This window comes from Kitasatospora sp. NPDC092039 (assembly GCF_044756065.1).
Classification (GTDB): Bacteria; Actinomycetota; Actinomycetes; order Streptomycetales; family Streptomycetaceae; genus Kitasatospora.
This window is the reverse complement of record NZ_JBIVSD010000024.1, coordinates 12649-37775: the sequence shown is the minus strand read 5'-3', so window position 1 is coordinate 37775 and position 25127 is coordinate 12649. Positions and strand designations below refer to the sequence as shown.

At 70.1% G+C, this 25127-nt stretch carries 19 protein-coding genes and 2 pseudogenes; 13 read left to right on the top strand and 8 right to left on the bottom strand.

Annotated elements, in window-relative coordinates:
• Positions 1-61: 61 nt before the first annotated feature.
• The 3 genes from ACIQI7_RS33735 to ACIQI7_RS33725 form a co-directional block, all read right to left on the bottom strand.
• Positions 62-2050, bottom strand: coding sequence for a type IV secretion system DNA-binding domain-containing protein (locus ACIQI7_RS33735; protein WP_401117494.1), 1989 nt, complete (start codon positions 2048-2050; stop codon positions 62-64).
• Positions 2051-2173: 123 nt separating this feature from the next.
• Positions 2174-2932: a hypothetical protein gene (locus ACIQI7_RS33730; protein ID WP_401117492.1), complete on the bottom strand. Its 759-nt coding sequence runs from the start codon at positions 2930-2932 to the stop codon at positions 2174-2176.
• A 99-nt stretch (positions 2933-3031) separates the two neighbouring features.
• Positions 3032-3973 carry a single-stranded DNA-binding protein gene (locus ACIQI7_RS33725; protein WP_401117490.1) on the bottom strand — a complete coding sequence of 314 codons (942 nt, stop codon included), beginning with the start codon at positions 3971-3973 and terminating at the stop codon, positions 3032-3034.
• Between the two features lie 571 nt (positions 3974-4544).
• On the opposite strand from ACIQI7_RS33725, the pseudogene ACIQI7_RS33720 reads away from it, so the two are divergent.
• From ACIQI7_RS33720 to ACIQI7_RS33705, 4 genes and pseudogenes are all read left to right on the top strand, one after another.
• Positions 4545-5186, top strand: a pseudogene (locus ACIQI7_RS33720) (ATP-binding protein); the annotation flags it as partial.
• Positions 5187-5305: 119 nt separating this feature from the next.
• Positions 5306-6502, top strand: a complete 1197-nt coding sequence (gene dprA / locus ACIQI7_RS33715) for a DNA-processing protein DprA (RefSeq protein ID WP_401117488.1) — start codon at positions 5306-5308, stop codon at positions 6500-6502.
• Between the two features lie 687 nt (positions 6503-7189).
• Positions 7190-7939: pseudogene (whiG, locus tag ACIQI7_RS33710) on the top strand (RNA polymerase sigma factor WhiG); the annotation flags it as partial.
• Between the two features lie 223 nt (positions 7940-8162).
• Positions 8163-8747, top strand: a complete 585-nt coding sequence (locus tag ACIQI7_RS33705; RefSeq protein WP_401117593.1) for a TetR/AcrR family transcriptional regulator — start codon at positions 8163-8165, stop codon at positions 8745-8747.
• Between the two features lie 42 nt (positions 8748-8789).
• On the opposite strand, the gene ACIQI7_RS33700 is transcribed toward ACIQI7_RS33705, so the two are convergent.
• Positions 8790-9206: a peptidoglycan DD-metalloendopeptidase family protein gene (locus ACIQI7_RS33700; RefSeq protein WP_401117486.1), complete on the bottom strand. Its 417-nt coding sequence runs from the start codon at positions 9204-9206 to the stop codon at positions 8790-8792.
• 882 nt (positions 9207-10088) lie between these two features.
• On the opposite strand from ACIQI7_RS33700, the gene rpsB reads away from it, so the two are divergent.
• The 6 genes from rpsB (at position 10089) to rlmN (ending at position 16377) form a co-directional block, all read left to right on the top strand.
• The gene (gene rpsB / locus ACIQI7_RS33695; protein WP_401117484.1) at positions 10089-10961 is read left to right on the top strand and encodes a 30S ribosomal protein S2; all 873 of its coding nucleotides are present in this window, start codon (positions 10089-10091) and stop codon (positions 10959-10961) included.
• A gap of 129 nt (positions 10962-11090) precedes the next feature.
• Complete coding sequence (tsf, locus tag ACIQI7_RS33690; RefSeq protein WP_387759396.1) at positions 11091-11930, top strand: translation elongation factor Ts; 840 nt, start codon at positions 11091-11093, stop codon at positions 11928-11930.
• Between the two features lie 261 nt (positions 11931-12191).
• Entirely contained in the window at positions 12192-12956 is a 765-nt protein-coding gene (gene pyrH / locus ACIQI7_RS33685) for a UMP kinase (protein WP_380654412.1), read from the top strand.
• 97 nt (positions 12957-13053) lie between these two features.
• Positions 13054-13611, top strand: coding sequence for a ribosome recycling factor (gene frr / locus ACIQI7_RS33680; protein WP_387759399.1), 558 nt, complete (start codon positions 13054-13056; stop codon positions 13609-13611).
• Positions 13612-13892: 281 nt separating this feature from the next.
• Positions 13893-15152 carry a phosphatidate cytidylyltransferase gene (locus ACIQI7_RS33675; RefSeq protein ID WP_401117480.1) on the top strand — a complete coding sequence of 420 codons (1260 nt, stop codon included), beginning with the start codon at positions 13893-13895 and terminating at the stop codon, positions 15150-15152.
• A 94-nt stretch (positions 15153-15246) separates the two neighbouring features.
• Positions 15247-16377, top strand: a complete 1131-nt coding sequence (rlmN, locus tag ACIQI7_RS33670) for a 23S rRNA (adenine(2503)-C(2))-methyltransferase RlmN (protein WP_401117478.1) — start codon at positions 15247-15249, stop codon at positions 16375-16377.
• Positions 16378-16396: 19 nt separating this feature from the next.
• On the opposite strand, the gene ACIQI7_RS33665 is transcribed toward rlmN, so the two are convergent.
• From ACIQI7_RS33665 to ACIQI7_RS33650, 4 genes are all read right to left on the bottom strand, one after another.
• Positions 16397-17548 carry a hypothetical protein gene (locus ACIQI7_RS33665; RefSeq protein ID WP_401117476.1) on the bottom strand — a complete coding sequence of 384 codons (1152 nt, stop codon included), beginning with the start codon at positions 17546-17548 and terminating at the stop codon, positions 16397-16399.
• 44 nt (positions 17549-17592) lie between these two features.
• On the bottom strand, positions 17593-18348 hold the full coding sequence (locus ACIQI7_RS33660; RefSeq protein WP_387759405.1) for an ABC transporter ATP-binding protein: 756 nt from the start codon (positions 18346-18348) through the stop codon (positions 17593-17595).
• Between the two features lie 236 nt (positions 18349-18584).
• Entirely contained in the window at positions 18585-19979 is a 1395-nt protein-coding gene (locus ACIQI7_RS33655; RefSeq protein ID WP_387759407.1) for an aspartate aminotransferase family protein, read from the bottom strand.
• The gene (locus ACIQI7_RS33650; protein WP_030243538.1) at positions 19976-20449 is read right to left on the bottom strand and encodes an Lrp/AsnC family transcriptional regulator; all 474 of its coding nucleotides are present in this window, start codon (positions 20447-20449) and stop codon (positions 19976-19978) included. The genes ACIQI7_RS33655 and ACIQI7_RS33650 overlap by 4 nt, the downstream gene beginning before the upstream one ends.
• 250 nt (positions 20450-20699) lie before the next feature.
• Here ACIQI7_RS33650 and ACIQI7_RS33645 point away from each other — a divergent pair, with 250 nt between their 5' ends.
• The 3 genes from ACIQI7_RS33645 to ACIQI7_RS33635 all read left to right on the top strand — a co-directional run bounded on the left by ACIQI7_RS33645 (position 20700) and on the right by ACIQI7_RS33635 (position 25124).
• Positions 20700-22193 carry a gamma-aminobutyraldehyde dehydrogenase gene (locus ACIQI7_RS33645; protein WP_401117473.1) on the top strand — a complete coding sequence of 498 codons (1494 nt, stop codon included), beginning with the start codon at positions 20700-20702 and terminating at the stop codon, positions 22191-22193.
• Positions 22194-22493: 300 nt separating this feature from the next.
• Positions 22494-23852 carry an aspartate aminotransferase family protein gene (locus ACIQI7_RS33640; RefSeq protein ID WP_401117471.1) on the top strand — a complete coding sequence of 453 codons (1359 nt, stop codon included), beginning with the start codon at positions 22494-22496 and terminating at the stop codon, positions 23850-23852.
• A 69-nt stretch (positions 23853-23921) separates the two neighbouring features.
• Positions 23922-25124, top strand: a complete 1203-nt coding sequence (locus ACIQI7_RS33635) for a spermidine/putrescine ABC transporter substrate-binding protein (protein WP_401117469.1) — start codon at positions 23922-23924, stop codon at positions 25122-25124.
• Positions 25125-25127 lie beyond the last annotated feature (3 nt).

Genomic DNA, 25127 nt, shown 5'->3' with positions numbered 1-25127 from the left:
TTCGCAGACAAGCGTGAGAGGTATACCCCCAAGGTCGTAAGACTCCCGTAAGAGAAGTCGCTCACCGCTTCTTCGGAGACCTCCTGCCTATCGCTGGAGGAACCTGCGGACTGTCCTGAACCGGAGTGGAAGACTCCTCGGCGCGGGCCTGCTGCTGCGGCTCGTCCGCCTCAGGGTGCGGTGCGGCCGGCTGGTGGTCGGACTCCGGCCGTTGGGGCTGGGTACCAACCAAGCGCTCCTGGCGCTGCCTGATTTGAGCCTCGACCTGATTCCGAGGAGTCCCGAAGCGCTCGCGGCTACGCTCACGGACGCGTTGCAGGATGTCCTCGGGGGTAGGAGCCTCCATTGAGCCGATGAGCCCGCGCATGGCGTCTTGAAACCCCTGCTGCTTAAAGTAGTACTTTGGCTCGGGCGCCCAGCTGCCGAAACCCTCGCGAAGAAGATACTCCGGATCGAGACCTCGAAGCTTTTCACTGATCCGAGTAGCGCTCTCCCGGAGTTCCTCCTCGCTAGACGCTTGGGCCGGAGGCAGCATTTGAACTATGTTCTCGTGCGCCGAACCATCAAACCCGACCACCTTGCAATACGCTACGCCAGTAACAAGATGCGTCAAGCTATTCGTGATCTCCGCCTCTCGATCTGCATGGGTCTGACGAATCTTCTCTACGGAGTCGTACCAGCTACTACCGTCAAGACTCTGGGCAGCTACTTCGCCGAGGTATTCCTTGTGGTGGACGACAGAATGATGGCTGGCATAAAGCTCCTCCATCTCGATTGTGAGAGCTTGAGAGCGAGTGTCGATTTCAGCGAGCTCTTCTTGGCAGGCGTGATAGACCTCAGCGTGGAGGGCAACTGCCTTCCGTCTCTCTATTTTCTCCCGATCCTTCATGAGCGACATCTTGCGCGCTGCCAGCGCCTCGTAACAATTGCAAGCATCTTGGCTATCCCAAACTTGCTCATCCCACTCGTCAAAATGCGATTCCATACGCCGCTGCACATCCGTCTCAGTGCGGACAGGAGTGGAATCCAGGTTCGCCGCTACCTCGCGTGCATCGCTTCCGGACACCTGAAAGGCAATAAGGCTCTCAACGTTGAGCCCTTCCTTCTGGGGCGTCTGGGAAAGGTTCTGATGGGCGATAGTGGCGCCGAGGCCGAACTGGCGGCATTCCGACAGCATGCGTTGGGTTATAGGTGTAGCGAATCGGGCGTACTCATCAAGATACAAATGGACGCGCTTTCGCTTAGCCCTTGGGGTTGGTTCGCGCTGATGAAAGAGCCGCTCGATTTCGACTAGTAGCACCATTCCGAGAAGAGAAGTGGTGGAGTCGCCCAAGCGGGCGAGGTTGAGAAGAAGAATCCCGCCCTCGTCCATCACCTGCTTTATGGGAAGCGTGGTGGGCTGGGACACCATAAGCCGGATTCTATCGTCCCCCAAGAAGCGTTCGACCTTATTGAGGATGGGATCTCTCTTCGAGAGCTGGTCACGGGCGGACAGGGCCTCATACTCGCGCCAGTATTCGCGCGCCTCATTGGAGACTTGACGCAGCGCGCACTGCCGAAAGGTCGCATCTCTATAGAGAAGGCGCAACTCCTGCATGGTCAGGCCATTTGCTATGAGAAGTCGCGCCGTGTTACGAAGTCCCGGGTCGATGACTGAGCGGTACCCCTCCTCTGAGCCCATGAGCTTATTGAACACCTCCATCACGTGTTCAACCGCTAGTTCCCAAGAACCCTGATCTTCGGAGGATGGCAGCTCATAGAGGTTCAATCCGAACGGGCGCTCTGTATTGGGTTCGACAAGTACGATCTTGTCGCGCGCATAAGAAGGAGCCAATGAAACAAGCCGCTTGGTGAGATCGCCTTGGGCATCAATAACAATGGCCGCCGTACCATCGCGCATATCGGCAAGGACCAAATGCTCAAGCAGTACAGTCTTACCAGAACCAGACTTGCCGAGAATGCAGAGGTGTCTGTCGCGGCGATCATAGCGAAGGTGAATTGGGCTCTTGCTCTCGTCCTTCGTGTAGCCGAGCACAACATCAGTACCCACCGGCTAACCTCCTTCCGTGGCGTTGCGCCAAGCGGCGACATGCTAACGAAGAGGGTCTTAGTTCCATCCTACGACTGATCAGAAAAGCGGGCAAAGGGAGAACAGCTTCCCTTTTGATGGGACCTACTGCTCGTCCGGTGAGTACGCCCACCGTGCTCCAGGGGCACCGATACCGGAAATAACAGTTTCAGAGGTGTCATAGGGTAAAGAAGCCCGCTTGGCTAAAACATCAACAATTTTAGCCTGGCGAGGGGTAAGCTCGACCTTCTCCGGCGCAATCTGAATATCGCCCAAGTTTGTATGGAGCTCGCGCTCTGTAAATTTGAAACGCTTAAGCGAGAGAAGAAGAAAGGCGTTGCGAGCTGCATCTAGATCCCTAAAAGCTTCTCCATATCTCCGCGGATCTCTACGGGCCGCAACGGCTACCTGCGCGAAGCCTCCATCCAAAAATTCATCGTATGTCTGCCCTTCCGGGCTCAAAGGAGAACCCGCAGCCGTTTCTTTCTCTGCATATTCCTGGGGGGTATAACCCCTGTAGCGCCCCAGTTCTGCAAGCTCTCCAAGAACGTATGGAGCCAACGCTTCATCTAGGCGCTCCTTGGATGCCAAGACCTCAATGGGTACTCGGGGCGGAAACTCGGCCCACTTCTCGTCCCATCCTTCCGTCTGTACAGGTCTAAGCTCATAGGTCTTCCATGGCGAAGGTTGAGGTTTCTCGCCGCCGCTTTCTGGAGCCGCCGCCTTCTCCTGAGACTTCTTGACACCTTCCGGGTGCAGCAAGAATGTTTCATTCGAAAGCACTGTCCCCGCAGTTATGGACTTTCTCTTGGGTAAAATGCGCTCCTTGTCTTTTGGTGGTCCTCCTCCGGATTCCTGTTCCATATTAGTTTTGTCTCATATTTGCCGCAGTAGCGTCAAGAAGAAAACGGTACGCGGAAGACCGACATGAATGAATAGAGAAAGGTAAGATTCCCTGAAAGCTCAGCGCTTTTTGATGGCAACTGAGTAGATCTCCCGCGCCGTCTTGGTGGTCCCATCTCGCCCCTTGTACTCTCGCTCGTGCTCGTAACCCACAACTTCAACTTCTCTGCCCTTGACCAACTCGCCCTCCTCCATCCGCTTCTTAAGCGCTCGGGCACGCTCTCCAAAGGCCAAGACGTCTTGCCACTGAGTCTCACCGTTCTCCAGATGGATGGCCAAGGGAAACTTGCCAACAAGCTTGCCGCCTGCGGTCTCACGAACTGTGGGATTACGGCCGAGCCGTCCTACTACCTGCACGCGAGGCGGGCCGGACTCCTTAGCCGGCTGGTCCTCCGCGGCCTGCGAAGGTGCCTGATCTCCTCCCCGGATTTGTCGTGCCTGAGCGAGCGGATCCTCCTCGGTCCCGCCGGCCTCTACGGGTTGCACCGCAGGCCGTTCGTCCGGATAGGCACCGGGCGCACGAGTGGGGAACTTGTTCTTCACGGAGTTGACGACTTCTCGGGCTGGATGCCCGGGCTGCTCCGCCTCGGCGGGCACCTTAACGGCCTCCTCGCGGGTAATGATCTGCTCGGTGTCCTCAAGATCGTCAGGCAAGCCGTCAACCTTGGCGGGTCCCGCGTCCACCTGATAGCCAAGGGTGAGACCACCATCCGGATGCAGGGCAACGGTTGAGTGCTCGTGATCGGAGTCTTTCTGGAGGAAAACGATTCCCTCTTCCTCAACCTGCGGCAGGGCACCACCATAGAGCTCGATGCGAGCACCCTTGGTCGTGATACGAGAGACGCCGCTCTCGGGAAAGGTGTCAAGGCTCAAAAACGCTTGGTCGGTCTGCACCTGGAAGTGCTGGCCTTCACCAAAGGCTGGGTCCACAACTTCCTGCGGCTTAGCGCCTAACGCCTTAGCTACCGCCTCCTGATCGAATGATTTTCTTCGTTCTGTCATAGGACAGAGGATTATAAAGAGCAGGAGCAGCAAAGGCTGTAAGACGGATTACAAACCGCCGTGGCGGAGCGTGCTGGGTTAGGCTCGCGTTGTGGCGCGGGCGCTGCCCAAGACTCGACCCCTTGCCTGGCTCCCGCGCCCCCACCAGAGCCCCCTGTGGGGGCACCAGACTCCACTAAGCGGGCGCTTCGCGCCTTGATGGTCTCAGGGCTGCCGAGCCCGACTCGAAGCGTCAGCGGCACCCTGGTGACCTGAGATGCCACAGCCGGACGCCCCCGGGTGAAAGGATCAGCCCATGGCCCAACCACCGAGCTGGTACTTCAACGGTGAGGTCTCTCTCAGCCGTCACCGGATGCAGGCAGCCCACGCACGCCTCGCTCAGGTCGAGGGCGACTCCCCGCCTGGGCCTGGCGTACCGCCTGAGGTGGTGGCTGCCCGAGCCCAAGCGTGTGAGGCAGAGATCGACTTCGCAACGCTCCTGGTGGAACTGCGAGACGGAGCACCAAGGAGCTGACAGCGGAGACGCCCTCTCCTCTATCTCCTCCTCTAGATACATAGGTGAACCCCTTGCCACCGGGGCGTGCTCTTCCTGGACGAGGCGCCGGAGTTCCCGGTCCGGGTGCTCGACGCGCTGCGCCAGCCGCTGGAGTCGGGCGAGGTGGTGATCGCCCGCTCGGCCGGATCACTGCGGCTCCCGGCCCGCTTCCTGCTCTGCCTGGCGGCCAACCCCTGCCCGTGCGGCCGGTACTCGCGGCGGGGCGAGGGCTGCGAGTGCACCCCGGCCATGGTCAGCCGCTACCAGGGGCGGCTCTCCGGGCCGCTGCTGGACCGGGTGGACCTCCAGGTCCAGGTGGCCCCGGTGACGAGGGTCGAGCTCATGGAGCGGGACACCACGGCGGAGACCACCGAGACCGTCGCGGCCCGGGTGCTGGCCGCGCGGGAGCGGGCGGCGGCCCGGTTGGCGAACACTCCGTGGCGGACCAACGCGGAGGTGCCCGGCCACGAGCTGCGCACCCGCTGGCAGCTCGGGGCCGGCGCGCTCAACGACGCCGCGCGGCAACTGGAGCGGGGGCTGCTGACCGCCCGGGGCCTGGACCGGGTGCTCAGGGTCGCCTGGACGGTCGCCGACCTCGCCGGACGCGACCGGCCGGACCAGCGGGACGTCCGCACGGCCCTGGTCCTGCGCACCGGGGTGGAGCAAGGGCTGCCGCTGACCGAGCGGGTCGTCGGCCGGCTCGGTGGAATCCCGGCGCAGCGCGGCAGCCCGGAGGACGGCCGGCCCGGGAGGCCCGAGGCGCCGGACGAGAAGGCGCGGAACCAGGAGGGTGAGGCATGAACCAGTTGCTGAGGCAACCTCGGATCCCCACGGCGGCCGAGGCCGGGGGCGGAACCACGACCGACGCCGGGGCCGAGCCCGAGCGCCTCGCCCGGGTGCTGCTCTGCCGGATCAGCGAACCGGGGGACGCGGTGGTCGGCCGGTGGCTCGGCCAGCTCCCCGCCGTCGACGTGGTCAGGGCGATCAGGGACGGAACGGTGCCCGACCACCCCGGACTGGACGGCACCCGGCTGGCCGGGTACCAGGCGCGGCTCCCCGGGCCGGACCCGCGGACGGACCTGAAACGGGTACGGGCCGTCGGTGGACGGTTCATCATTCCGGGGGACACGGAGTGGCCCAGTCAACTCGACGACCTGGGTGACGGACGTCCGATCGGGCTCTGGGTGACGGGCACCGGCTCACTGCGGCTGCTCGCGCTCCGCTCGGTCGCGATGGTGGGCTCCCGCGCCTGTACGGCCTACGGCGCCCATGTCGCGGGGGAGCTGTCGGCCCAACTGGCGGAGCGCGGCTGGGTGGTGGTCTCCGGAGCCGCCTACGGGATCGACGCCGCCGCCCACCGCGGGGCGCTCGCGGTCGGAGGGACGACCGCCGCGGTGCTCGCCTGCGGCGTCGACGTGGCCTACCCCAAGGGCAACGCCGAACTGATCCGGCGGATCGGCGTCCAGGGCCTGCTGGTCAGCGAACTCCCGCCCGGGGAGCACCCGAACCGCTTCCGCTTCGTCCTCCGCAACCGGGTCATCGCGGCGCTCACCCGGGGAACGGTGGTGGTCGAGGCGGCGGTGCGCAGCGGCGCACTGAGCACGGCCAGACGGGCGCGGGACCTCAACCGCCACACCATGGGCGTCGCGGGCCCGGTGACTTCGGAGCTCTCCGCCGGGGTGCACGCCCTGATCCGCAGCGGCGGTGCCACCCTGGTCACCGACGCGGCCGAGATCACCGAGCTGATCGGGGCGATCGGGGACGACCTGGCGCCGCAGCGCAGCGGTCCGGTGCTCCCGCGCGATCTGCTGGAGCCGGCCGTCGCCCGGGTGCTGGAGGCCGTACCGGCGACGGCGGAGGGAGCGCCGATCGAGCGGCTAGCCCGGCAGTCCGGTCTCCCGCCGGACGAAGTCCTCCAACGCCTCTACGAGTTGGGCTCGCTCGGCTACGTGGAGCGGCACGGCGCGCACTGGCGCGTGGTGCGGAGGAGGTGAGCACCGGAGCGGAGGACACGCCCGCGCCGGGGGACGCGCGTCGGAGCCACCCTGCTGACCTGCCGATCCGTGCTCCTGTTCGTCGCCCGGACCCGGTGTGCGAACGCCACCGGATCGGGGGACGACCGAGTGGCGGTAGCGCTTTGCAGTGAGTCGGTCACGCTACGCTCCACATGCCTTCCCTATCAGCACATGACTCGGCAGAACGGCGCAGACCAACGCATGCCCACACACATTCCCGGACACAGAGTGACCGGTGGTGCTCGGTCCTCGGGAGGGCCGCGGACCGACCGGCGCTCCGCGCCCGACTACCCGTCGAAGCCGGCGGGGGCGATGGGAGGCCTGTCGCGCCAGGGCGGCCGACCGACGGCGGGGCCCCAGCCTGTGGATGCGGCCCGAGACGCCGAACCGGCCCAGGGTGTCGACGCGGCCGGCCCCGCGGGCGCGCCCGTCGGTACGCCCGCCGGCGCGCCCCCCGGCGCGGTCGTCGACGGCGCGCCCCGGCCATCCGGAAGCGCGCCGACCCCGGACGCCACCTCACCGGCCCGCACCTCACCGGCCCGCACCTCGCCGGTGCCCGCCCCATCGGTGCCCGCCCCGCCGCTGTCCGCACCCCGCCGGGAGAGGGCGCCGGGCGGCGATCAGGGGCAGGAGGCCAGGGAGGCCGCGGCCCAGGGGCGCACCGCGCTCGAAGCGCTCTGGCGCTCCTACAAGGAGACCGGGGACCAGCGGCTGCGCGAGCAGCTGATCCTGCACTACTCACCGCTCGTCAAGTACGTGGCGGGGCGGGTCGGGGTCGGCCTGCCCTCCAACGTCGAGCAGGCGGACTTCGTCTCCTCCGGGGTCTTCGGGCTGATCGACGCGATCGAGAAGTTCGACATCGACCGCGCCATCAAGTTCGAGACCTACGCGATCAGCCGCATCCGCGGCGCGATCATCGACGAGCTGCGCGCCCTGGACTGGATCCCGCGCTCGGTGCGGCAGAAGGCGAAGGCGGTCGAGCGGACGTACGCGACGCTGGAGGCCCGGCTGCGCCGGACGCCGCACGAGCCCGAGGTCGCGGCCGAGATGGGCATCGCGATCGAGGACCTGCACGCCATCTTCAGCCAGCTGTCGCTGGCCAACGTGGTGGCGCTGGACGAACTGCTCCACCCGGCGGGGGAGGGCGGCGACCGGCTGAGCCTGATGGACACCCTGGAGGACCACGGCGCGGACAACCCGGTCGAGGTGGCCGAGGACCGCGAGCTGCGCAGGCTGCTGGCCCAGGCGGTCAACACCCTCCCCGAGCGGGAGAAGACGGTGGTGACGCTCTACTACTACGAGGGCCTCACCCTCGCCGAGATCGGACAGGTGCTGGGGGTGACGGAAAGTCGGGTGAGCCAGATCCACACCAAGTCCGTCCTCCAACTGCGCGCCAAGCTGTCGGACATCCGATAGGGCGTCGCACCCCGGCCGTCGGCCGCCAGCTGTCCGAAGCCAGCTGTCCGAAGCCGGCCGTCGGAAGCCGGCCGTCGGAAGCCGGGCGTCGGCCGCCAGCAGCCCGAAGCCAGCAGCCCGAAGCCGGCCGTCGGGCCCGGGCCTCCTTCGGATGCGCGGCGCCGTACCGGCCGGAGGTGTGGCTCCGTACAGTGGGTGCGTGCCGAAGATCCGAGCGGCCACGGTGGCCGAGCATCGCCAGCTCCAGCGAGCAGCCCTCCTCGATGCTGCCCGCGTCCTGCTCACCGAGGGCGGCATGGAGGCCCTGACCTTCCCCGCGCTCGCGGCGCGCACCGGGCTGGCGCGCTCCTCGGTCTACGAGTACTTCCGCTCCCGCGCCGCCGTGGTCGAGGCGCTCTGCGAGGTCGACCTCCCGCTCTGGGCGGCCGAGATCGAGGCCGGGATGGAGAGCTGCGACACCGCCGTCGAACGGATCGAGGCCTATGTCCGGGGCCAGCTGGCGCTCGCCGCCGACCCCCGGCACCGCGCGGTGGTGGCCATCTCGGCGCTGGAGCTCGACGAGGCCGCGCGCGAGCGGATCAGGGCGGCGCACGGCAGGCTGGCCGGCCTGGTCGGCCGGACGCTGGAGGACCTCGGCCACCAGCAGCCCCGGCTCGCCGCGGCCCTGGTCCAGGGCGTCGTGGAGGCGGCGACCCGCAGGGCCGAGCAGGCCGCCGCCGGAGGCCGCACCGGCTGTGCGAGCGAGAGCGCCGAGGAGATCGCCGACGCCGCCGTCGCGATGGTGCTGCACGGACTCGTCCGCGGCTGAGCCCGGCCCCGGTCGCCATTCGCGGCCGTACGGCGGGGCGCCCTACCCGTCCCCGCCCGCCAACGGCAGCAGTCGCGCCGTGCCCGCGCCGAACAGGGCCAGCGGGTCCAGGTAGCGGCTTCCGCGCAGCAGCCCCCAGTGCAGGCAGTCGCGCCCCGCGCAGTGCCGCCCGTCCGCGGCGAGCAGACCGACCGGCTGCCCGGCGCTCACCGGGGTGCCGACCGGGACGGTGCCGGTGACGGGCAGATAGGTGGTCCGCAGCGGGGGAGAGCCCGAGCCGGGGTGGGAGACGGTCACCACCGGCCGTCCCGCGACCAGCCCGGAGAAGGCGACCACTCCGGGAGCCGCCGCCCGGACCTCGACCCCCGGGGCGGCGGCGAGGTCCACGCCCCGGTGCCCGGCGGCCCAGACCTTCGCCGGTGGCTCGAACCGGCCCAGCAGCCCGCCGGGCCCGCCCACCGGCCAGGCCCGCGCACCACCCCATCCGGCCCCGCGCCCCGTACCGGGGGCGCCGTCCACACCGCTACCGCCCGAGGCCCGGGAAGCCCTGGGGACCCCCGAAGCCTCCGAAGCCTCCGAAGCCTCCGGAGCCACTGAGATCCCTGCGACCCCCGAAGGCCTCGGGGCGCCCAAGGCTCCCGGCAGCACGAGCGCCACCGCCACCACTACGGCCACCACCGACACCGACACCGACACCCCGCCGAACCCGCCGCGACCAGTCATGCCCGCAGGCTCGCCGCCCCGTCGCCCCCGCACCACCCGCATCCGGATACCTGTGGACAAACCACCCCCAGGCCCGAGCGTCATCCCTCGGACGGGTGTACGGGCGCCACCATCCGGTGTACAAGCGGCATACCTCCGGCGCTCCCGCGCAAGCGGCCGACCAGCCCGCGCCACCCTCCCGCGTCCGCCCACGCGTCCCCACGCCCACTCCCGGCGCCGCCCCCGGCTCCGCTCCCGCCGCCCCGCCGGAACCGGCCCGCCCCGGCCGTTCCCCGGGCTCCGCCCAGGTCCCCGGCGGGCCCCCGGCCACGCGTGGAGTCGCTCGCCCCTCGGCGCTTCCCGTACACTTCACACGCGACCCGGTCCGCCGGGTCGACTTCGCACGCCCCGCCACCGGCGGTCGGACGCGGTTCGTCCGCGGCCCCGCCAGGTGCGAGTGCCGCTCGGTCCGCCGAGCCCGACCGGCCCCCGGGCCGTGAGGGGAAAGCGGCTCGGCACGTTCGGGGCGTCAGGCGTGGCTGTCACCTGGCCGCCACGGACAAACCGAGCCTGACCCGGCTGTGGGCTACCGCTGCGACGCAGTGCCGCTGCCGGGCCGTAACACCAAGGAGCACGGCAATGGCCGTCGTCACGATGCGGGAGCTGCTGGAGAGCGGCGTCCACTTCGGTCACCAGACCCGCCGCTGGAACCCGAAGATGAAGCGCTTCATCATCACCGAGCGCAACGGCATCTACATCATCGACCTCCTGCAGTCGCTGAACTACATCGACCGCGCCTTCGAGTTCATCAAGGAGACCGTTGCCCACGGCGGCAGCGTCCTCTTCGTCGGCACGAAGAAGCAGGCCCAGGAGGCCATCGCCGAGCAGGCCACCCGCGTGGGCATGCCCTACGTGAACCAGCGCTGGCTCGGCGGCATGCTGACCAACTTCTCGACCGTCTACAAGCGCCTCCAGCGCCTGAAGGAGCTCGGCGAGCTGGACTTCTCGGACGTGGCCGGTTCCGGCCTGACCAAGAAGGAGCTCCTGGTCCTCCAGCGCGAGCACGACAAGCTGGAGAAGACCCTCGGCGGTATCCGCGACATGCAGCGCGTTCCCAGCGCCGTCTGGATCGTGGACACCAAGAAGGAGCACATCGCGGTCGGCGAGGCCCGGAAGCTCAACATCCCGGTCGTCGCCATCCTCGACACCAACTGTGACCCGGACGAGGTCGACTACAAGATCCCGGGCAACGACGACGCGATCCGCTCCGTCACCCTGCTGACCCGCGTGATCGCCGACGCCGTGGCCGAGGGCCTGAAGTCCCGCGCCGGTGTCGCCAAGGGCGACGCCAAGGCCGAGCCGGGTGCCGACCAGCCGCTGGCCGCCTGGGAGAAGGACCTCATCGAGGGCGAGAAGAAGGCCGAGGAGGCCCCCGCCGCCGCCGAGGCTCCCGCCACCGAGGCCCCCGCCGCCGAGGCCCCGGCCGCCGAGGCGCCGGCCGAGCAGGCCTGACGTACCCAGGGTGAGGGGCACCCGCCGGTACGAAACCGGCAGGTGCCCCTCTCTCCAGCGCCGGGACCGAACCACCGGTCCCGGCGCCACTCCACGCAGACACGCGAGACGCGAGAAGAGATTCACACCATGGCGAACTTCACCGCCGCGGACGTCAAGAAGCTCCGTGAGCTCACCGGCGCCGGCATGATGGACTGCAAGAAGGCCCTGGACGAGGCCGAGGGCAACGTCGAGAAGGCCGTCGAGCTCCTGCGCATCAAGGGCCAGAAGGGCGTTGCCAAGCGCGAGGGCCGTGACGCCTCCAACGGCGCCGTCGCCTCGCTGATCGCCGAGGACAAGAAGTCCGGCGTTCTGGTCGAGCTGAACTGCGAGACCGACTTCGTCGCCAAGGGTGACAACTTCGTCAAGGTCGCCGACGCGATCGCCGCCCACGTCGCCAAGACCGCCCCGGCCGACCTGGACGCCGCCCTGGCCTCCGAGATCGAGGCCGGCAAGACCGTCCAGCAGTTCGTGGACGAGGCCAACGCGACCCTGGGCGAGAAGATCGTCTTCCGTCGCTTCGCCCAGTTCGACGGTGACGGCTTCGTCGCGGTCTACCTGCACAAGACCAGCCCCGACCTGCCGCCGGCCGTCGGCGTCCTGGTCGAGCTGGACAAGGAGAACGCCGAGGTCGCGAAGGACGTCGCGCAGCACATCGCCGCCTTCGCGCCGAAGTACCTGTCCCGCGAGGAGATCCCGGCCGAGGAGCTCGAGAACGAGCGCCGCGTCGCCGAGGCCACCGCCCGCGAGGAGGGCAAGCCGGAGGCCGCCCTGCCGAAGATCGTCGAGGGTCGCGTCACCGGCTTCGTGAAGGAGAACTCCGTCCTGGAGCAGGCCTTCGCGAAGGACAACAAGAAGACCGTCGCCAAGGTCCTCGAGGAGAACGGCGTCGCCCTCAAGCGCTTCGCCCGCTTCCGCGTCGGCGCCTGAGCCACGTTCCACCTGGTCCCCGGCCCCTCTACGCTGGGAACCGCCCCCGCCCGCTGACCCGGGCGGGAGGAACGCCGAACGGGCTCACCCCGCGCCCACCGTCAACGGGCGGGCTCGCGTCGGCACCATGAACGACGAGGAGGCCATTGCCGTGCAGGACACCGAACCGGTTCCCGCGGCAGTGGCCTCCTCTCGTGTACACGCAGGCGGGGCATCCGCACACCCGCGCCTGTGACCAGTAGGTGCAAAAAGGAGAAGTCCATGCAGGAGACGCAGGAGACCGCGCAGGACCCCAGGGCCGGCTCGCGCCGCCGGGTGCTGCTCAAGCTGTCCGGTGAAGCCTTCGCCGGTGGCGGCGGGCTCGGCGTCGACCCGGACGTCGTGCACGCGATCGCCCGGGAGATCGCCACGGTCGTCCGCGCCGGTACCGAGGTCGCGGTGGTCATCGGCGGCGGCAACTTCTTCCGGGGCGCCGAGCTCCAGGTCCGCGGCATGGACCGCGCCCGTTCCGACTACATGGGCATGCTCGGCACCGTCATGAACTGCCTGGCGCTCCAGGACTTCCTGGTCAAGGAGGGCATCGAGACCCGGGTCCAGACCGCCATCACCATGGGCCAGGTCGCCGAGCCGTACCTGCCGCTGCGCGCCGTCCGGCACCTGGAGAAGGGCCGCGTGGTGATCTTCGGCGCCGGTATGGGCATGCCGTACTTCTCCACCGACACCACGGCCGTCCAGCGCGCCCTGGAGATCCACGCGGACGTCCTGCTGATGGGCAAGAACGGCGTGGACGGCGTCTACGACTCCGACCCGCGGACCAACCCGGACGCGGTCAAGTTCGACGCGCTGGAGTACTCCGAGGTCATCGCGCGCGACCTCAAGGTGGCCGACCTCACCGCGATCACGCTGTGCAAGGACAACAACCTTCCGATGCTGGTCTTCGAACTGCTGGCGGAGGGCAATATCGCGCGCGCGGTGAAGAGTGAGAAGATCGGCACACTCATCAGCCAGGATTCTGTCCGGGCCTGAGCAGTAACCAGCCGTACGGAACGGGGCGGGCGCCGCGACCGGCGACCGCCCGACACCGGTCGGAACGACAGCAGATGAACCGGACAGGGAGACCACAGTGATCGAAGAGACCCTCCTCGAGGCCGAGGAGAAGATGGAGAAGGCCGTCCTCCACGCCAAGGACGACTTCGCGGCCATCCGCACCGGCCGCGCCCACCCGGCGATGTTCGCCAAGATCGTCGCCGAGTACTACGGCGCCAAGACCCCGATCAACCAGCTGGCCTCGTTCTCGGTGCCGGAGCCGCGGATGGCGGTCGTCTCGCCGTTCGACAAGACCGCGCTGAAGGCCATCGAGCAGGCGATCCGCGACTCCGACCTGGGCGTCAACCCGTCCAACGACGGCTCGATCATCCGCGTGGTGCTGCCCGAGCTCACCGAGGAGCGCCGCCGGGAGTTCATCAAGGTCGCCCGCACCAAGGGCGAGGACGCCAAGGTCTCGATCCGTTCGGTGCGCCGCAAGGCCAAGGACGCCATCGACAAGCTGGTGAAGGACGGCGAGGTCGGCGAGGACGACGGCCGCCGTTCCGAGAAGGAGCTCGACGACACCACGGCCAAGTACGTGGCCCAGATCGACGAGCTGCTGAAGCACAAGGAAGCCGAGCTGCTCGAGGTCTGATGAACGACGCCCCTGACGCCCCCGGCTACTGGGGCCCGTCCGACCAGCAGTTCCAGCCCCACCCTCCGGCGCCGCACCCGCAGGCCGCCCGTGCCCGGGCCCACCCGGCGCCGGGGTACGGTCCGCAGGCGGCGCCGGCCCAGGGACACCCCGGCCACCCGGGCGGCCACGCCGTGCCCCCGGGCGCGCCGGGTGCCGCCCCGGGGGCGCCGGGCCACCGTTCGGATCAGTCGCAGCAGCCTCCGGTGTACTGGGGCGGCGGCGCGGAGGAGACTCAGGTCATGCCTCCCGTACCGGCCGAGCCCGGCCCGCCGCCCGGCATGCCCGACCCCGGTCGCCCGGTCGGCCACGGCCGACCCGCGGCCCACGGCCGGCCCTCGACCGAGGACCGGTCCGCGGCCCACGGCCGGCCCGCCACCGGCGGACCGTCCGAGCCCGCCGAGGGACAGGCCGGGGCGTCCGGCCGGCTGAGCGGCCCGCTGTTCCGGGACGAGCGGCCCGAGCCGGCGCCGCCGGGTGTGACGGAGACGGTCGTGCTGCGCGCGATATCCGACGACGCCACCCCCGCCCCCGGCCACGGCACCCCGCCGCACCCGGGGGCACCGGTGCGTCCCGCGCCGCCGGCGAACCACCTGGCGGCCGGGCAGCCCCGGTTCTCGCCGTCGTCCCATCCAGGGCAGGAGACACCCGTGGCCGCCCAGCCCGCCCCGCAGCCGCAGCCGCGCAAGCAGCGCGGTGGCCGTAACCTCCAGGCCGCCATAGGCGTGGGCGTCGGCCTCGGCGCGGTGATCATCGCCTCGCTGTTCGTGGTGAAGGCGCTGTTCCTGGTCGTCGTGATGGCCGCGGTCGCGGTCGGCGTCTGGGAGCTGACCAGCCGGCTCTCCGAGCGCAAGCAGATCAAGGCGCCGCTGGTGCCGCTGGTCGTGGGCGGCCTCGCGATGGTCGCCACCGGCTACTGGGCCGGCGTCCAGTGGGCCGCCGCCTCGCTCGCGCTGACCGGGCTGGCGGTGATGGTCTGGCGGATGGCCGAGCCGCCGGAGGACTACCTGCGGGACATAACGGCGGGTGTCTTCACGGCGTTCTACGTGCCGTTCCTGGCGACCTTCGTGGCGATGATGCTGGCGGCCGACGACGGCCCCCAGCGGATCGTGCTCTTCCTGATCGTGACGATCTGCAGCGACACCGGCGCCTACGCGGTGGGCTACAGGTTCGGGAAGACCAAGCTGGCCCCGACGATCAGCCCCGGCAAGACCCGCGAGGGCCTGGCCGGCGGCATCGCCCTGTCGATGCTCGCGGGCGCGCTGCTGATGCAGCTGATCATCGATGACGGCAGCTGGTGGCAGGGCCTGATCCTGGGCGGCTGCGCGGCGGTCACCGCGACCCTGGGCGACCTGGGCGAGTCGATGATCAAGCGCGACCTCGGGATCAAGGACATGGGCACGCTGCTGCCCGGCCACGGCGGCATCATGGACCGGCTGGACTCGCTGCTGCCGACCGCCCCGGTGGTCTGGCTGCTGCTCGCCGCCTTCGTGGGCAGCTGACCCGCGCGGACGGGAGACGTACGTACGTAACGCCGGGAGGGCCCCGGACGCCTGGCGTCCGGGGCCCTCGCGCGTCTGCGACACTTGAGGAACCATGCCTAAGCCCGGAGAACTCACGTTTGTCGCGCCGCGCGGCGCCAAGCCCCCGCGACACCTCGCCGACCTCAGCCCCGCCGAGCGCAAGGAGGCCGTCGCCGAGCTGGGCGAGCAGCCGTTCCGCGCCAAGCAGCTCTCCAACCACTACTTCGGCCGGATGTCGAACGACCCGGCGAGCTGGACGGACATCCCCGCCGCCAGCCGGGAGAAGCTCACCGAGAGCCTGCTGCCCGACCTGATGTCGGTGGTCCGGCACGTCTCCTGCGACGACGACGCCACCCGCAAGACGCTCTGGAAGCTCTTCGACGGCACGCTCGTGGAGTCCGTGCTGATGCGCTACCCGGACCGGGTCACCATGTGCATCAGCTCGCAGGCCGGCTGCGGCATGAACTGCCCGTTCTGCGCCACCGGCCAGGCCGGGCTGACCCGCAACCTGTCCACCGCCGAGATCGTCGAGCAGATCGCCGCCGGGATGCGCTCGCTCAAGGCGGGGGAGTTCGGCGCGCGGGCCCCCCAGGACGGGAGCGGCCCGGGCGGCGAGGCGCGGCTGTCCAACGTGGTCTTCATGGGCATGGGCGAGCCGCTGGCCAACTACAACCGGGTGCTGGCCGCGATCCGCCGGCTGACCGACCCGGCGCCCGACGGCTTCGGCCTGTCCCAGCGCGGCATCACGGTCTCCACCGTCGGCCTCGTCCCGGCGATGAACCGGTTCGCGGACGAGGGCCTCAGCTGCCGTCTGGCGCTGTCGCTGCACGCTCCGGACGACGAGCTGCGCGACGAGCTGGTGCCGGTGAACACCCGGTGGAAGGTCGCCGAGGTGCTGGACGCGGCCTGGAACTACGCGGAGAAGTCCGGCCGCCGGGTCTCCATCGAGTACGCGCTGATCAAGGACATCAACGACCAGGCCTGGCGGGCCGACCTGCTCGGCCGGCTGATCAAGAACCACCGGGTGCACGTCAACCTGATCCCGTTGAACCCGACGCCCGGTTCCAAGTGGACGGCGTCCCGGCCCGAGGACGAGCGCGAGTTCGTCCGCCGCCTCCAGTCGCACGGCGTGCCGACGACCGTCCGCGACACCCGCGGCCAGGAGATCGACGGCGCCTGCGGCCAGCTCGCCGCGGCGGGCTGAGCCCCACCGGGGGAGTCCGCTACCGGAGTCCGGCGGCCGCCAGCGCGGCGGTCGCCCCGCCGGTCAGCAGCAGCGTGCTGCCCACCGCGAGGGTGCGCAGCGCGACCGCGCCGAACAGCAGCCGGGGCGAGGTGCCGAGGCGCAGCAGCGCTTCGGTGACCTCCCGGCGGTCGGTGCGAACCTCGGCGAGCCGGGTGACCACCGCGGCGGCCGCGCAGCCGAGCACCAGGCAGGCCTCGACGGCGGGCAGCGCGTCGGCGCTGTCCGGCGTGCCGATCCAGTAGCGGATGGTGGTGAGCACCAGCGCGACGGCGAGGGTGAGCACGGCCAGCGGCGCGCCGAGCCGGCGGGCCTGGGCGGTGAGCCCGCGCCCGGCCAGCAGCCGCAGCGGGGTGGGCCGCCCGAGGGCGAGCAGCCGCCCCGCCCAGGCCAGCAGCGGCCCGGTGAGCAGGGCGAGGCCGAGCGTGCTGGCGGCCCAGCCGCCGAGGGCGGCGGTGCTGGTGGAGCCGAGCCCGGCGGGCAGGTGGATCGGGCGGCCGTCGACGGCGGCGCCGGGCCGCAGGGCGATGAGTTCGAGCGCGGCGCCGATCACGCCCAGCCCGACCCCCAGGGCGATCCGCCAGACCCCGAAGCCGGTCGGGGCCTGGGTGCGGCCGCCGGGCAGGGCGTCGGTGACGGGCACCGCGCAGGCGGCGGCGGTGCCGGCGGTGAGCGGCACCAGGGCGAGCAGGGCGACCGGGGCGGCGGCCGGCAGCGGCGCGCCCATGCCGAGGTCGGGTGCGAGCGAGGGCCCGGCGACGTCGTTGCGCAGGACCAGGAAGGCCAGCAGGGCGAGCACGCTGCCGAGGGTGCAGGCGAGCGCGACCTCGCCCGCGATCAGCGTCCGGATCCGGCGGGAGCCGGCCCCGGCGGCGGTGAGCCCGGCGATCCGCTCGGGCCGCCGGGCGGGCACCGCGCGGGCGGCGACCGCCGCGAACCAGGCGACGGCGGCGAGCGGGGGCAGGCACCAGAGCAGCCGGACCAGCGGGTCGGCGCCGCCGGCCGGGTCGCTCATCGCCCGGCCGAGGGAGCGCAGCAGGAAGGCGGCGACCACGGTGGCGGCCAGCGCGGTGAGCAGCCAGCGGCCGAGGTCGGGCACCCGGTAGCCCCGGGCCAGACGGAGATAGAACACGTCGACTCTTTCAGCGGCTCGGCGTCGTCGCGGGCCCGGCGTCGTCAGCGGCGGGTGGCCGTGACGGCGGGCGCTGCGACGGCCCCGGGGGCGGCGGTGCCGCGGGGGACGGGGGCGACGGGGGCGGTCAGCCGTCCGTCGACGAGGGCGACGGTGCGGTCCGCGAACCGGACGAGCTCGGGGTCGTGGGTGGCCAGGACGAGGGTGAGCTGGTGCGACCGGGCCGCGCTGGTCAGTATCCGCATGACCTGGTCGGCGGCCTCGCGGTGCAGCGGGGCGGTGGGGTCGTCGGCGAAGACGACCGGAGGCAGCGGGGCCAGCGCGCGGGCGACGGCGACCCGCTGGCGGCGGCTCTGGACCAGCCGCTCGGGGCGCAGACGGGCGCAGTCGCCGACGTCGAGGCGTTCCAGCCACTCGTCGGCGGCGGTGTAGGCGGCCTTGTGGCCGGCCCCGGCGAGCAGCAGCGGCAGGGCGACGTTCTCCCGGGCGGTCAGTTCGGGCACCAGGTGCGGCTCGGAGCCGACGAAGCCGAAGCGGTCGCGGCGCAGCCGTTCGCGGCCGGCCCGGGAGAGGGTGTGCACGGGGGCGCTGTTGAACCAGACCTCGCCCTCGTCGACCGGGAGCTGCGCGGAGAGGCAGCCGAGCAGGGTGCTCTTGCCGGAGCCGCGCGGGCCGGTGACGGCGAGCACCTCGCCCTCGCGGACGCCGATCGAGATGCCGCGCAGGGCGGGGGTGCCGTCGTGGGACTTGACGATCCCTCGGGCCCACAGCACGTCGTTGTCAGGCGGTGCCGCTGACATGAGGATCCATCCTGGGTGGCCGCAGGGATATGACAGTCGTCAGATTAGAACGACGGGGGCCGGTCGCGGTGGCGGCGCACTGGTCCATCACGGGCATATCACCCGCATTCAGGCATGTTTGGTCGTACGACTGTGATGTTGCGGGGCGGGGTGCGGCGGTCCGGGGACGCCGAAGGGCGGCCCCGCGGGGAGCGGGGCCGCCCTTCGGCGGAGGGTGGGGAAGAAGGCTCAGGGGATCAGATCTTCGCCCACGCGTCGGTGAGGCTGGTCCGCAGGATCTGCTCGATCTCGTCGAAGGTCGACTGGTCGGAGATCAGCGGCGGGGCCAGCTGGACGACCGGGTCGCCACGGTCGTCGGCGCGGCAGTACAGGCCGTTGTCGAAGAGGGCCTTCGACAGGAAGCCGTAGAGCACGCGCTCCACCTCGTCGTCGTTGAACGACTCCTTGGTGACCTTGTCCTTCACGAGCTCGATGCCGTAGAAGTACCCGTTGCCGCGGACGTCGCCGACGATCGGCAGGTCGCGCAGCTTGTTCAGGGTGCCCAGGAAGGCGGCCTCGTTGTCGAGGACGTGCTGGTTCAGGCCCTCGCGCTCGAAGATGTCGAGGTTGGCCAGCGCCACCGCGGAGGAGACCGGGTGGCCGCCGAAGGTGTAGCCGTGCAGGAAGGTGTTGTCACCCTTGTAGAACGGCTCGGCGAGGCGGTCCGAGATGATCGTGGCGCCGATCGGGGAGTAGCCCGAGGTCATGCCCTTGGCGCAGGTGATCATGTCGGGCTGGTAGCCGAACTTGTCGGCGCCGAACATGGTGCCGAGGCGGCCGAAGGCGCAGATGACCTCGTCCGAGACCAGCAGCACGTCGTGGCGGTCGCAGATCTCGCGCAGGCGCTGGAAGTAGCCGGGCGGCGGCGGGAAGCAGCCGCCGGCGTTCTGCACCGGCTCGACGAAGACGGCGGCGACGGTCTCGGCGCCCTCGTTGAGGATGGCCACCTCGATCTCGTCGGCGCACCAGCGGCCGTAGGCCTCGGGGTCGACGGTGCCGTCCGGGCCCTCCAGGAAGGCGGGGGCGCGGTAGATGTTGGTGTTCGGGGCCTTGTGGGTGCCCGGCACCAGCGGCTCGAACGGGGCCTTCAGACCCGGCAGGCCGGTGATGGACAGCGCGCCCTGCGGGGTGCCGTGGTAGGCGACGGCGCGCGAGATGACCTTGTACTTGGTCGGCTTGCCGGTCAGCTTGAAGTACTGCTTGGCGAGCTTCCAGGCGGTCTCGACGGCCTCGCCGCCGCCGGTGGAGAAGAAGACCTTGTTCAGGTCGCCCGGGGCGTAGTGGGCCAGGCGCTCGGCCAGCTCGACGGCCTTCGGGTGGGCGTAGCTCCACACCGGGAAGAAGGCGAGCTCCTTGGCCTGCTTGGCGGCGGCCTCGGCGAGCTCCTCGCGGCCGTGACCGGCCTGCACGACGAACAGGCCGGCCAGGCCGTCGAGGTACTTGCGGCCCTTGTCGTCCCAGACGTAGGTGCCCTCGCCCCTGACGATGGTCGGCACGGGGGAGTTCTCGTACGACGACATGCGGGTGAAGTGCATCCACAGGTGGTCGTAGGCGGTCTTGGAAAGGTCCTTCTGCGCCGGGTCGGCTGTCATCGGGTGCCCCAGGTGTAGGTCTGTTTCCGGAGCTTCAGGTAAACGAAGCTCTCGGTGCTCCGCACGCCGGGAAGGGCGCGGATGCGCTTGTTGATCAGTTCGAGCAGGTGCTCGTCGTCCTCGCAGACCAGTTCGGCCAGGAGGTCGAACGAGCCTGCGGTGCAGACCACGTAGTCGACCTCGTCGAGGGCGGCCAACGCGTCGGCGACGGGCTCGATGTCACCCTCGACCCGGATGCCGACCATCGCCTGGCGGGTGAAGCCGACGGTGAGCGGGTCCGTGACGGCGACGATCTGCATCACGCCCTGGTCGAGCAGCTTCTGGACGCGCTGCCGGACGGCCGCCTCGGACAGGCCGACGGCCTTGCCGATGGCGGCGTACGGGCGGCGCCCGTCCTCCTGGAGTTGCTCGATGATCGCCTTGGAGGCGGCGTCGAGGGGAACGCTGGCGTTCCGGTCGCGGTTGGCCACGCGGCCACTGTGCCTGATCGTTCCCGTGTTCGCAAGCGTGGAAACTGCTGATTTCGTCGTGATCTTGGAAAACCCATGCGGATTTCATCGCCCAATCGCACTCCGCCTGTCGATACCGGCAGTCGTGCGGCTACCCTGGCACCGTACGCGCGCGCCCCCGGGGCGCGGCGCACGTACCGCCACCAGTGGACCGCGCCCCTCCGGGTGCGGCCACTCGGGACCCTTCGTACGCCGGATCCGCCGACGTACCATGGCGCCGGAATCTGCAACGCCGCAGGCCCAGACCGAGGAGAGATCCGTGAGCGACCTTCGCACGCTGCGCAACTACGTCAACGGTGAGTTCGTCGACGCGGCTGACGGCCGCACGCTCGACATCGTGGACCCGACCACCGGCGAGGTGTACGCGACGTCGCCGCTGTCCGGTGCCGCGGACGTGGACGCCGCCATGGCCTCCGCCGCGGCCGCGTTCCCGATCTGGCGCGACGCCACCCCGAGCACCCGGCAGAAGCTGCTGCTCAAGATCGCCGACGCGGTCGAGGCCCGGGCCGACGAGATCGTCGACACCGAGGTCCGCAACACCGGCAAGCCCCGCGCGCTGACCCTCTCCGAGGAGATCGGCCCGATGGTGGACCAGATCCGGTTCTTCGCCGGTGCCGCCCGCCTGCTGGAGGGCAAGGCCGCCGGTGAGTACATGGACGGGCTGACCTCGATCATCCGTCGTGAGCCGGTCGGCGTCTGTGCCCAGGTCGCGCCGTGGAACTACCCGATGATGATGGCCGTGTGGAAGTTCGCCCCGGCCATCGCCGCGGGCAACACCGTGGTGCTGAAGCCGTCCGACACCACCCCGGCCTCCACCGTGCTGCTGGCCGAGATCATCGGCGGCGTGCTCAAGGAGCTGGAGCTGCCGGCCGGCGTCTTCAACGTCATCTGCGGCGACCGCGAGACCGGCAAGCTGATGGTCGAGCACCGGACCCCGGCGATGGCCTCCATCACCGGCTCCGTGCGCGCCGGCATCTCGGTCGCCGAGTCCGCCTCCAAGGACGTCAAGCGCGTCCACCTGGAGCTGGGCGGCAAGGCCCCGGTCGTGGTCTTCGAGGACGCCGACATCGCCGAGGCCGTCGAGGGCATCTCGATGGCGGGCTACTTCAACGCCGGCCAGGACTGCACCGCCGCCACCCGCGTGCTGGTGCACGAGTCGATCCACGACGCCTTCGTCGAGGCGCTGGCCAAGGCCGCGGCCGAGACCAAGACCGGCGGCGTGGACGACGAGGACGTGCTGTACGGCCCGCTGAACAACGCCAACCAGCTGAAGCAGGTCTCCGGCTTCATCGAGCGGCTGCCCGCCCACGCCAAGGTCGAGGCCGGTGGCCACCGGGTCGGCGACAAGGGCTACTTCTACGCCCCGACCGTCGTCTCCGGCCTGAACCAGGACGACGAGATCATCCAGAACGAGGTCTTCGGCCCGGTCATCACCGTGCAGAAGTTCACCGACGAGGACCAGGCCGTCGAGTACGCCAACGGCGTCGAGTACGCGCTGGCCTCCTCGGTGTGGACCAAGGACCACGCCCGCGCCATGCGGATGTCGCGCCGCCTGGACTTCGGCTGCGTCTGGATCAACACCCACATCCCGCTGGTCGCCGAGATGCCGCACGGCGGCTTCAAGAAGTCGGGCTACGGCAAGGACCTGTCGTCGTACGGCTTCGAGGACTACACCCGCGTCAAGCACGTCATGACCGCGATCTGAGCGGGTCGTGACCATCGGCGCCGTATGACCGCGATCTGAGCGGGTCGTGACCATCGGCGCCGTATGACCGCGATCTGAGCGGGTCGTGACCATCGGCGCCGCATGACCGCGATCTGAGCGGGTTGTGACCATCGGCGCCGCATGACCGCGATCTGAGGTGCTGATCATCGGCTGAAGTGGCCACGGGCCCGGGTCCTCTCGACCCGGGCCCGTGCGTCTTTGCACCCTGTCGGCGGTCGGCACGACCGGCTGACACGATGGAACTGCCCTTCCGGGACCGGCGGCCCTAGCCTTACCGGCATGAGCATCCCCACCGCTGACTCAGCCGCCGGCCAGGCCGTCAAGGCCGCCGACCGCGCGCACGTCTTCCACTCGTGGTCCGCCCAGGCGCTGATCGACCCCCTCGCGGTGGCCGGCGCCGAGGGCTCGTACTTCTGGGACTACGACGGCAACCGCTACCTCGACTTCTCCTCGCAGTTGGTCAACACCAACATCGGCCACCAGCACCCGAAGGTGGTCGCCGCGATCCAGGAGCAGGCGGCGAAGCTCTGCACCATCGCCCCCGGCTTCGCGGTCGAGTCGCGCAGCGAGGCCGCCCGGCTGATCGCCGAGCGCACCCCCGGGGACCTCGACAAGGTCTTCTTCACCAACGGCGGCGCCGAGGCCAACGAGAACGCCATCCGGCTGGCCCGGCTGCACACCGGCCGGCAGAAGGTCCTCTCCACCTACCGCTCGTACCACGGCGCCACCGCCAACGCGATCGCCCTCACCGGCGACCCCCGGCGCTGGCCCAACGAGAGCGGCGTCTCCGGCGTGGTGCACTTCTGGGGCCCGTACCCGTACCGCTCCAACTTCCACGCCGAGAACGAGGCGCAGGAGTGCGAGCGCGCGCTGGAGCACCTGGAGCAGGTGATCGCGTTCGAGGGGCCGGGCACCGTCGCGGCGGTCATCCTGGAGACGGTGGTCGGCACCGCGGGTGTCCTGGTCCCGCCGGCCGGCTACCTGGCCGGGGTGCGGGAGATCTGCGACCGCCACGGGATCGTGTTCATCCTGGACGAGGTGATGGCCGGCTTCGGCCGCACCGGCGAGTGGTTCGCCGCCGACCACTGGGACGTCACCCCGGACCTGCTGACCTTCGCCAAGGGCGTCAACTCGGGCTACGTGCCGCTGGGCGGCGTGGCGATCAGCGCCGAGATCGCGGCCACCTTCGCCGAGCGCGCCTTCCCCGGCGGGCTCACCTACTCCGGCCACCCGCTGGCCTGCGCCTCCGCGGTGGCGACCATCAACACCATGGCGGAGGAGGGCATCGTCGAGAACGCCCGGCACATCGGCGAGACCGTGCTCGGCCCCGGCCTGCGCGAGCTGGCCGAGCGGCACCCGTCGATCGGCGAGGTCCGCGGCCTCGGCGTGTTCTGGGCGCTCGACCTGGTGCGCGACCGGGAGACCCGCGAGCCGCTGGTGCCGTACAACGCGGCCGGCGCCGACAACGCCCCGATGGCCGAGCTGGCCGCCGCCTGCAAGCAGCGCGGGCTCTGGCCGTTCGTCAACATGAACCGCTTCCACGTCGTCCCGCCGTGCACCGTCACCGAGGAGGAGGCCAAGACCGGCCTCGCGGTGCTGGACGAGGTCCTGTCGCTCACCGACGCGCACACCGTCTGACGTACCTACCAGGACGGCCCCGGACACCCGCGTGTGCCCGGGGCCGTGCCACGCTCCGGAAGGCCCGCCATGCCCAGCCGCACCACCCCGACCCGCCGCCCCGCCGACTCCCCCGCGCTGCGCCGACGTTCCCTGCTCGGCGGGGCCGCGCTGCTCGGCGCCGGCACGCTGACCGGCTGCGGCATCCCGTCCGCGTACGTGGCCGAGGACCGCCGCTCGGCGCCGGACCGCTCGGAGAGCGACAAGCGGCTCGTCTTCTCCAACTGGACGCAGTACATCGACACCGACGACGAGGGCGGCCGCCCGACCCTGGACGCCTTCAGCGAGCGGACCGGCATCGAGGTCGCCTACACCGAGGACATCAACGACAACGACGAGTTCTTCGGCAAGATCAGCCCGGTGCTCACCCAGGGCGCGGCCCCCGGCCGGGACCTGATGGTGGTCAGTGACTGGATGGCCGGGCGGTACGTCTCGCTGGGCTGGGTGCAGGCCATGGACCGGGACAACCTGCCCAACGTCACGGCCAACCTGGACCCGCAGCTCGCCGACCCGGCCTTCGACCCCGGGCGCAGGCGCAGCGTGCCGTGGCAGTCCGGGATCACCGGCATCGCCTACAACCGCAAGGCGCTCGGCCGGGAGATCAGGTCCACCGCCGACCTGTGGGCGCCCGACCTCAAGGGCCGGGTCACCCTGTTCGCCGGGCTGGACGAGGCGCTCGGGCTGCTGATGCTCTCCCAGGGCGCGGACATCGCGAAGTTCGGCGACGACGACGCGCACCGGGCGATGGACCTGGTGCAGAAGTGGGTCGACAGCGGCCACGTCCGGCGCTTCACCGGCAACGACTACACCAGCGACCTGGCCTCCGGCGCGGCGCTCGCCTGCCAGGCCTACTCGGGCGACGCCGTTCAGCTCACCGCCGAGAACCCCGACATCGAGTTCGTGGTGCCGGAGGAGGGCGGCGAGCTGTGGGCGGAGAGCCTGATGATCCCCAACCGGGCCGCCCACAAGCGCAACGCCGAGCTGCTGGTCGACCACTACTACCAGCCCGAGGTGGCCGCCGAACTCGCCGCGTTCGTCCAGTACATCTGCCCGGTGCCGGCCGCCCGCGAGGTGCTGGCGGCCGGCGGCGACAAGGAGAAGGCCGAACTCGCCGAGAACCCGCTGGTCTTCCCGACCGAGGAGATGCGCGCCCGGCTGCACACCATGCGCGACGTCACCTCGGCCGAGCGGCCCGAGCTGCACAAGGTCTGGGGCCGCATCACCGGGGTGTGAGCA

What these genes read in the sequence shown, in the direction of transcription:
- ACIQI7_RS33640 (WP_401117471.1), top strand. Translation starts at nt 22,494, where the DNA reads ATGAGCATCCCCACCGCTGACTCAGCCGCCGGCCAGGCCGTCAAGGCC.
- ACIQI7_RS33655 (WP_387759407.1), bottom strand. Translation starts at nt 19,979, where the DNA reads ATGACAGCCGACCCGGCGCAGAAGGACCTTTCCAAGACCGCCTACGAC.
- tsf (WP_387759396.1), top strand. Translation starts at nt 11,091, where the DNA reads ATGGCGAACTTCACCGCCGCGGACGTCAAGAAGCTCCGTGAGCTCACC.
- pyrH (WP_380654412.1), top strand. Translation starts at nt 12,192, where the DNA reads ATGCAGGAGACGCAGGAGACCGCGCAGGACCCCAGGGCCGGCTCGCGC.
- ACIQI7_RS33645 (WP_401117473.1), top strand. Translation starts at nt 20,700, where the DNA reads ATGGCGCCGGAATCTGCAACGCCGCAGGCCCAGACCGAGGAGAGATCC.
- ACIQI7_RS33635 (WP_401117469.1), top strand. Translation starts at nt 23,922, where the DNA reads ATGCCCAGCCGCACCACCCCGACCCGCCGCCCCGCCGACTCCCCCGCG.
- ACIQI7_RS33725 (WP_401117490.1), bottom strand. Translation starts at nt 3,973, where the DNA reads ATGACAGAACGAAGAAAATCATTCGATCAGGAGGCGGTAGCTAAGGCG.
- rpsB (WP_401117484.1), top strand. Translation starts at nt 10,089, where the DNA reads ATGGCCGTCGTCACGATGCGGGAGCTGCTGGAGAGCGGCGTCCACTTC.
- ACIQI7_RS33660 (WP_387759405.1), bottom strand. Translation starts at nt 18,348, where the DNA reads ATGTCAGCGGCACCGCCTGACAACGACGTGCTGTGGGCCCGAGGGATC.
- dprA (WP_401117488.1), top strand. Translation starts at nt 5,306, where the DNA reads ATGAACCAGTTGCTGAGGCAACCTCGGATCCCCACGGCGGCCGAGGCC.
- ACIQI7_RS33675 (WP_401117480.1), top strand. Translation starts at nt 13,893, where the DNA reads ATGCCTCCCGTACCGGCCGAGCCCGGCCCGCCGCCCGGCATGCCCGAC.
- ACIQI7_RS33730 (WP_401117492.1), bottom strand. Translation starts at nt 2,932, where the DNA reads ATGGAACAGGAATCCGGAGGAGGACCACCAAAAGACAAGGAGCGCATT.
- rlmN (WP_401117478.1), top strand. Translation starts at nt 15,247, where the DNA reads ATGCCTAAGCCCGGAGAACTCACGTTTGTCGCGCCGCGCGGCGCCAAG.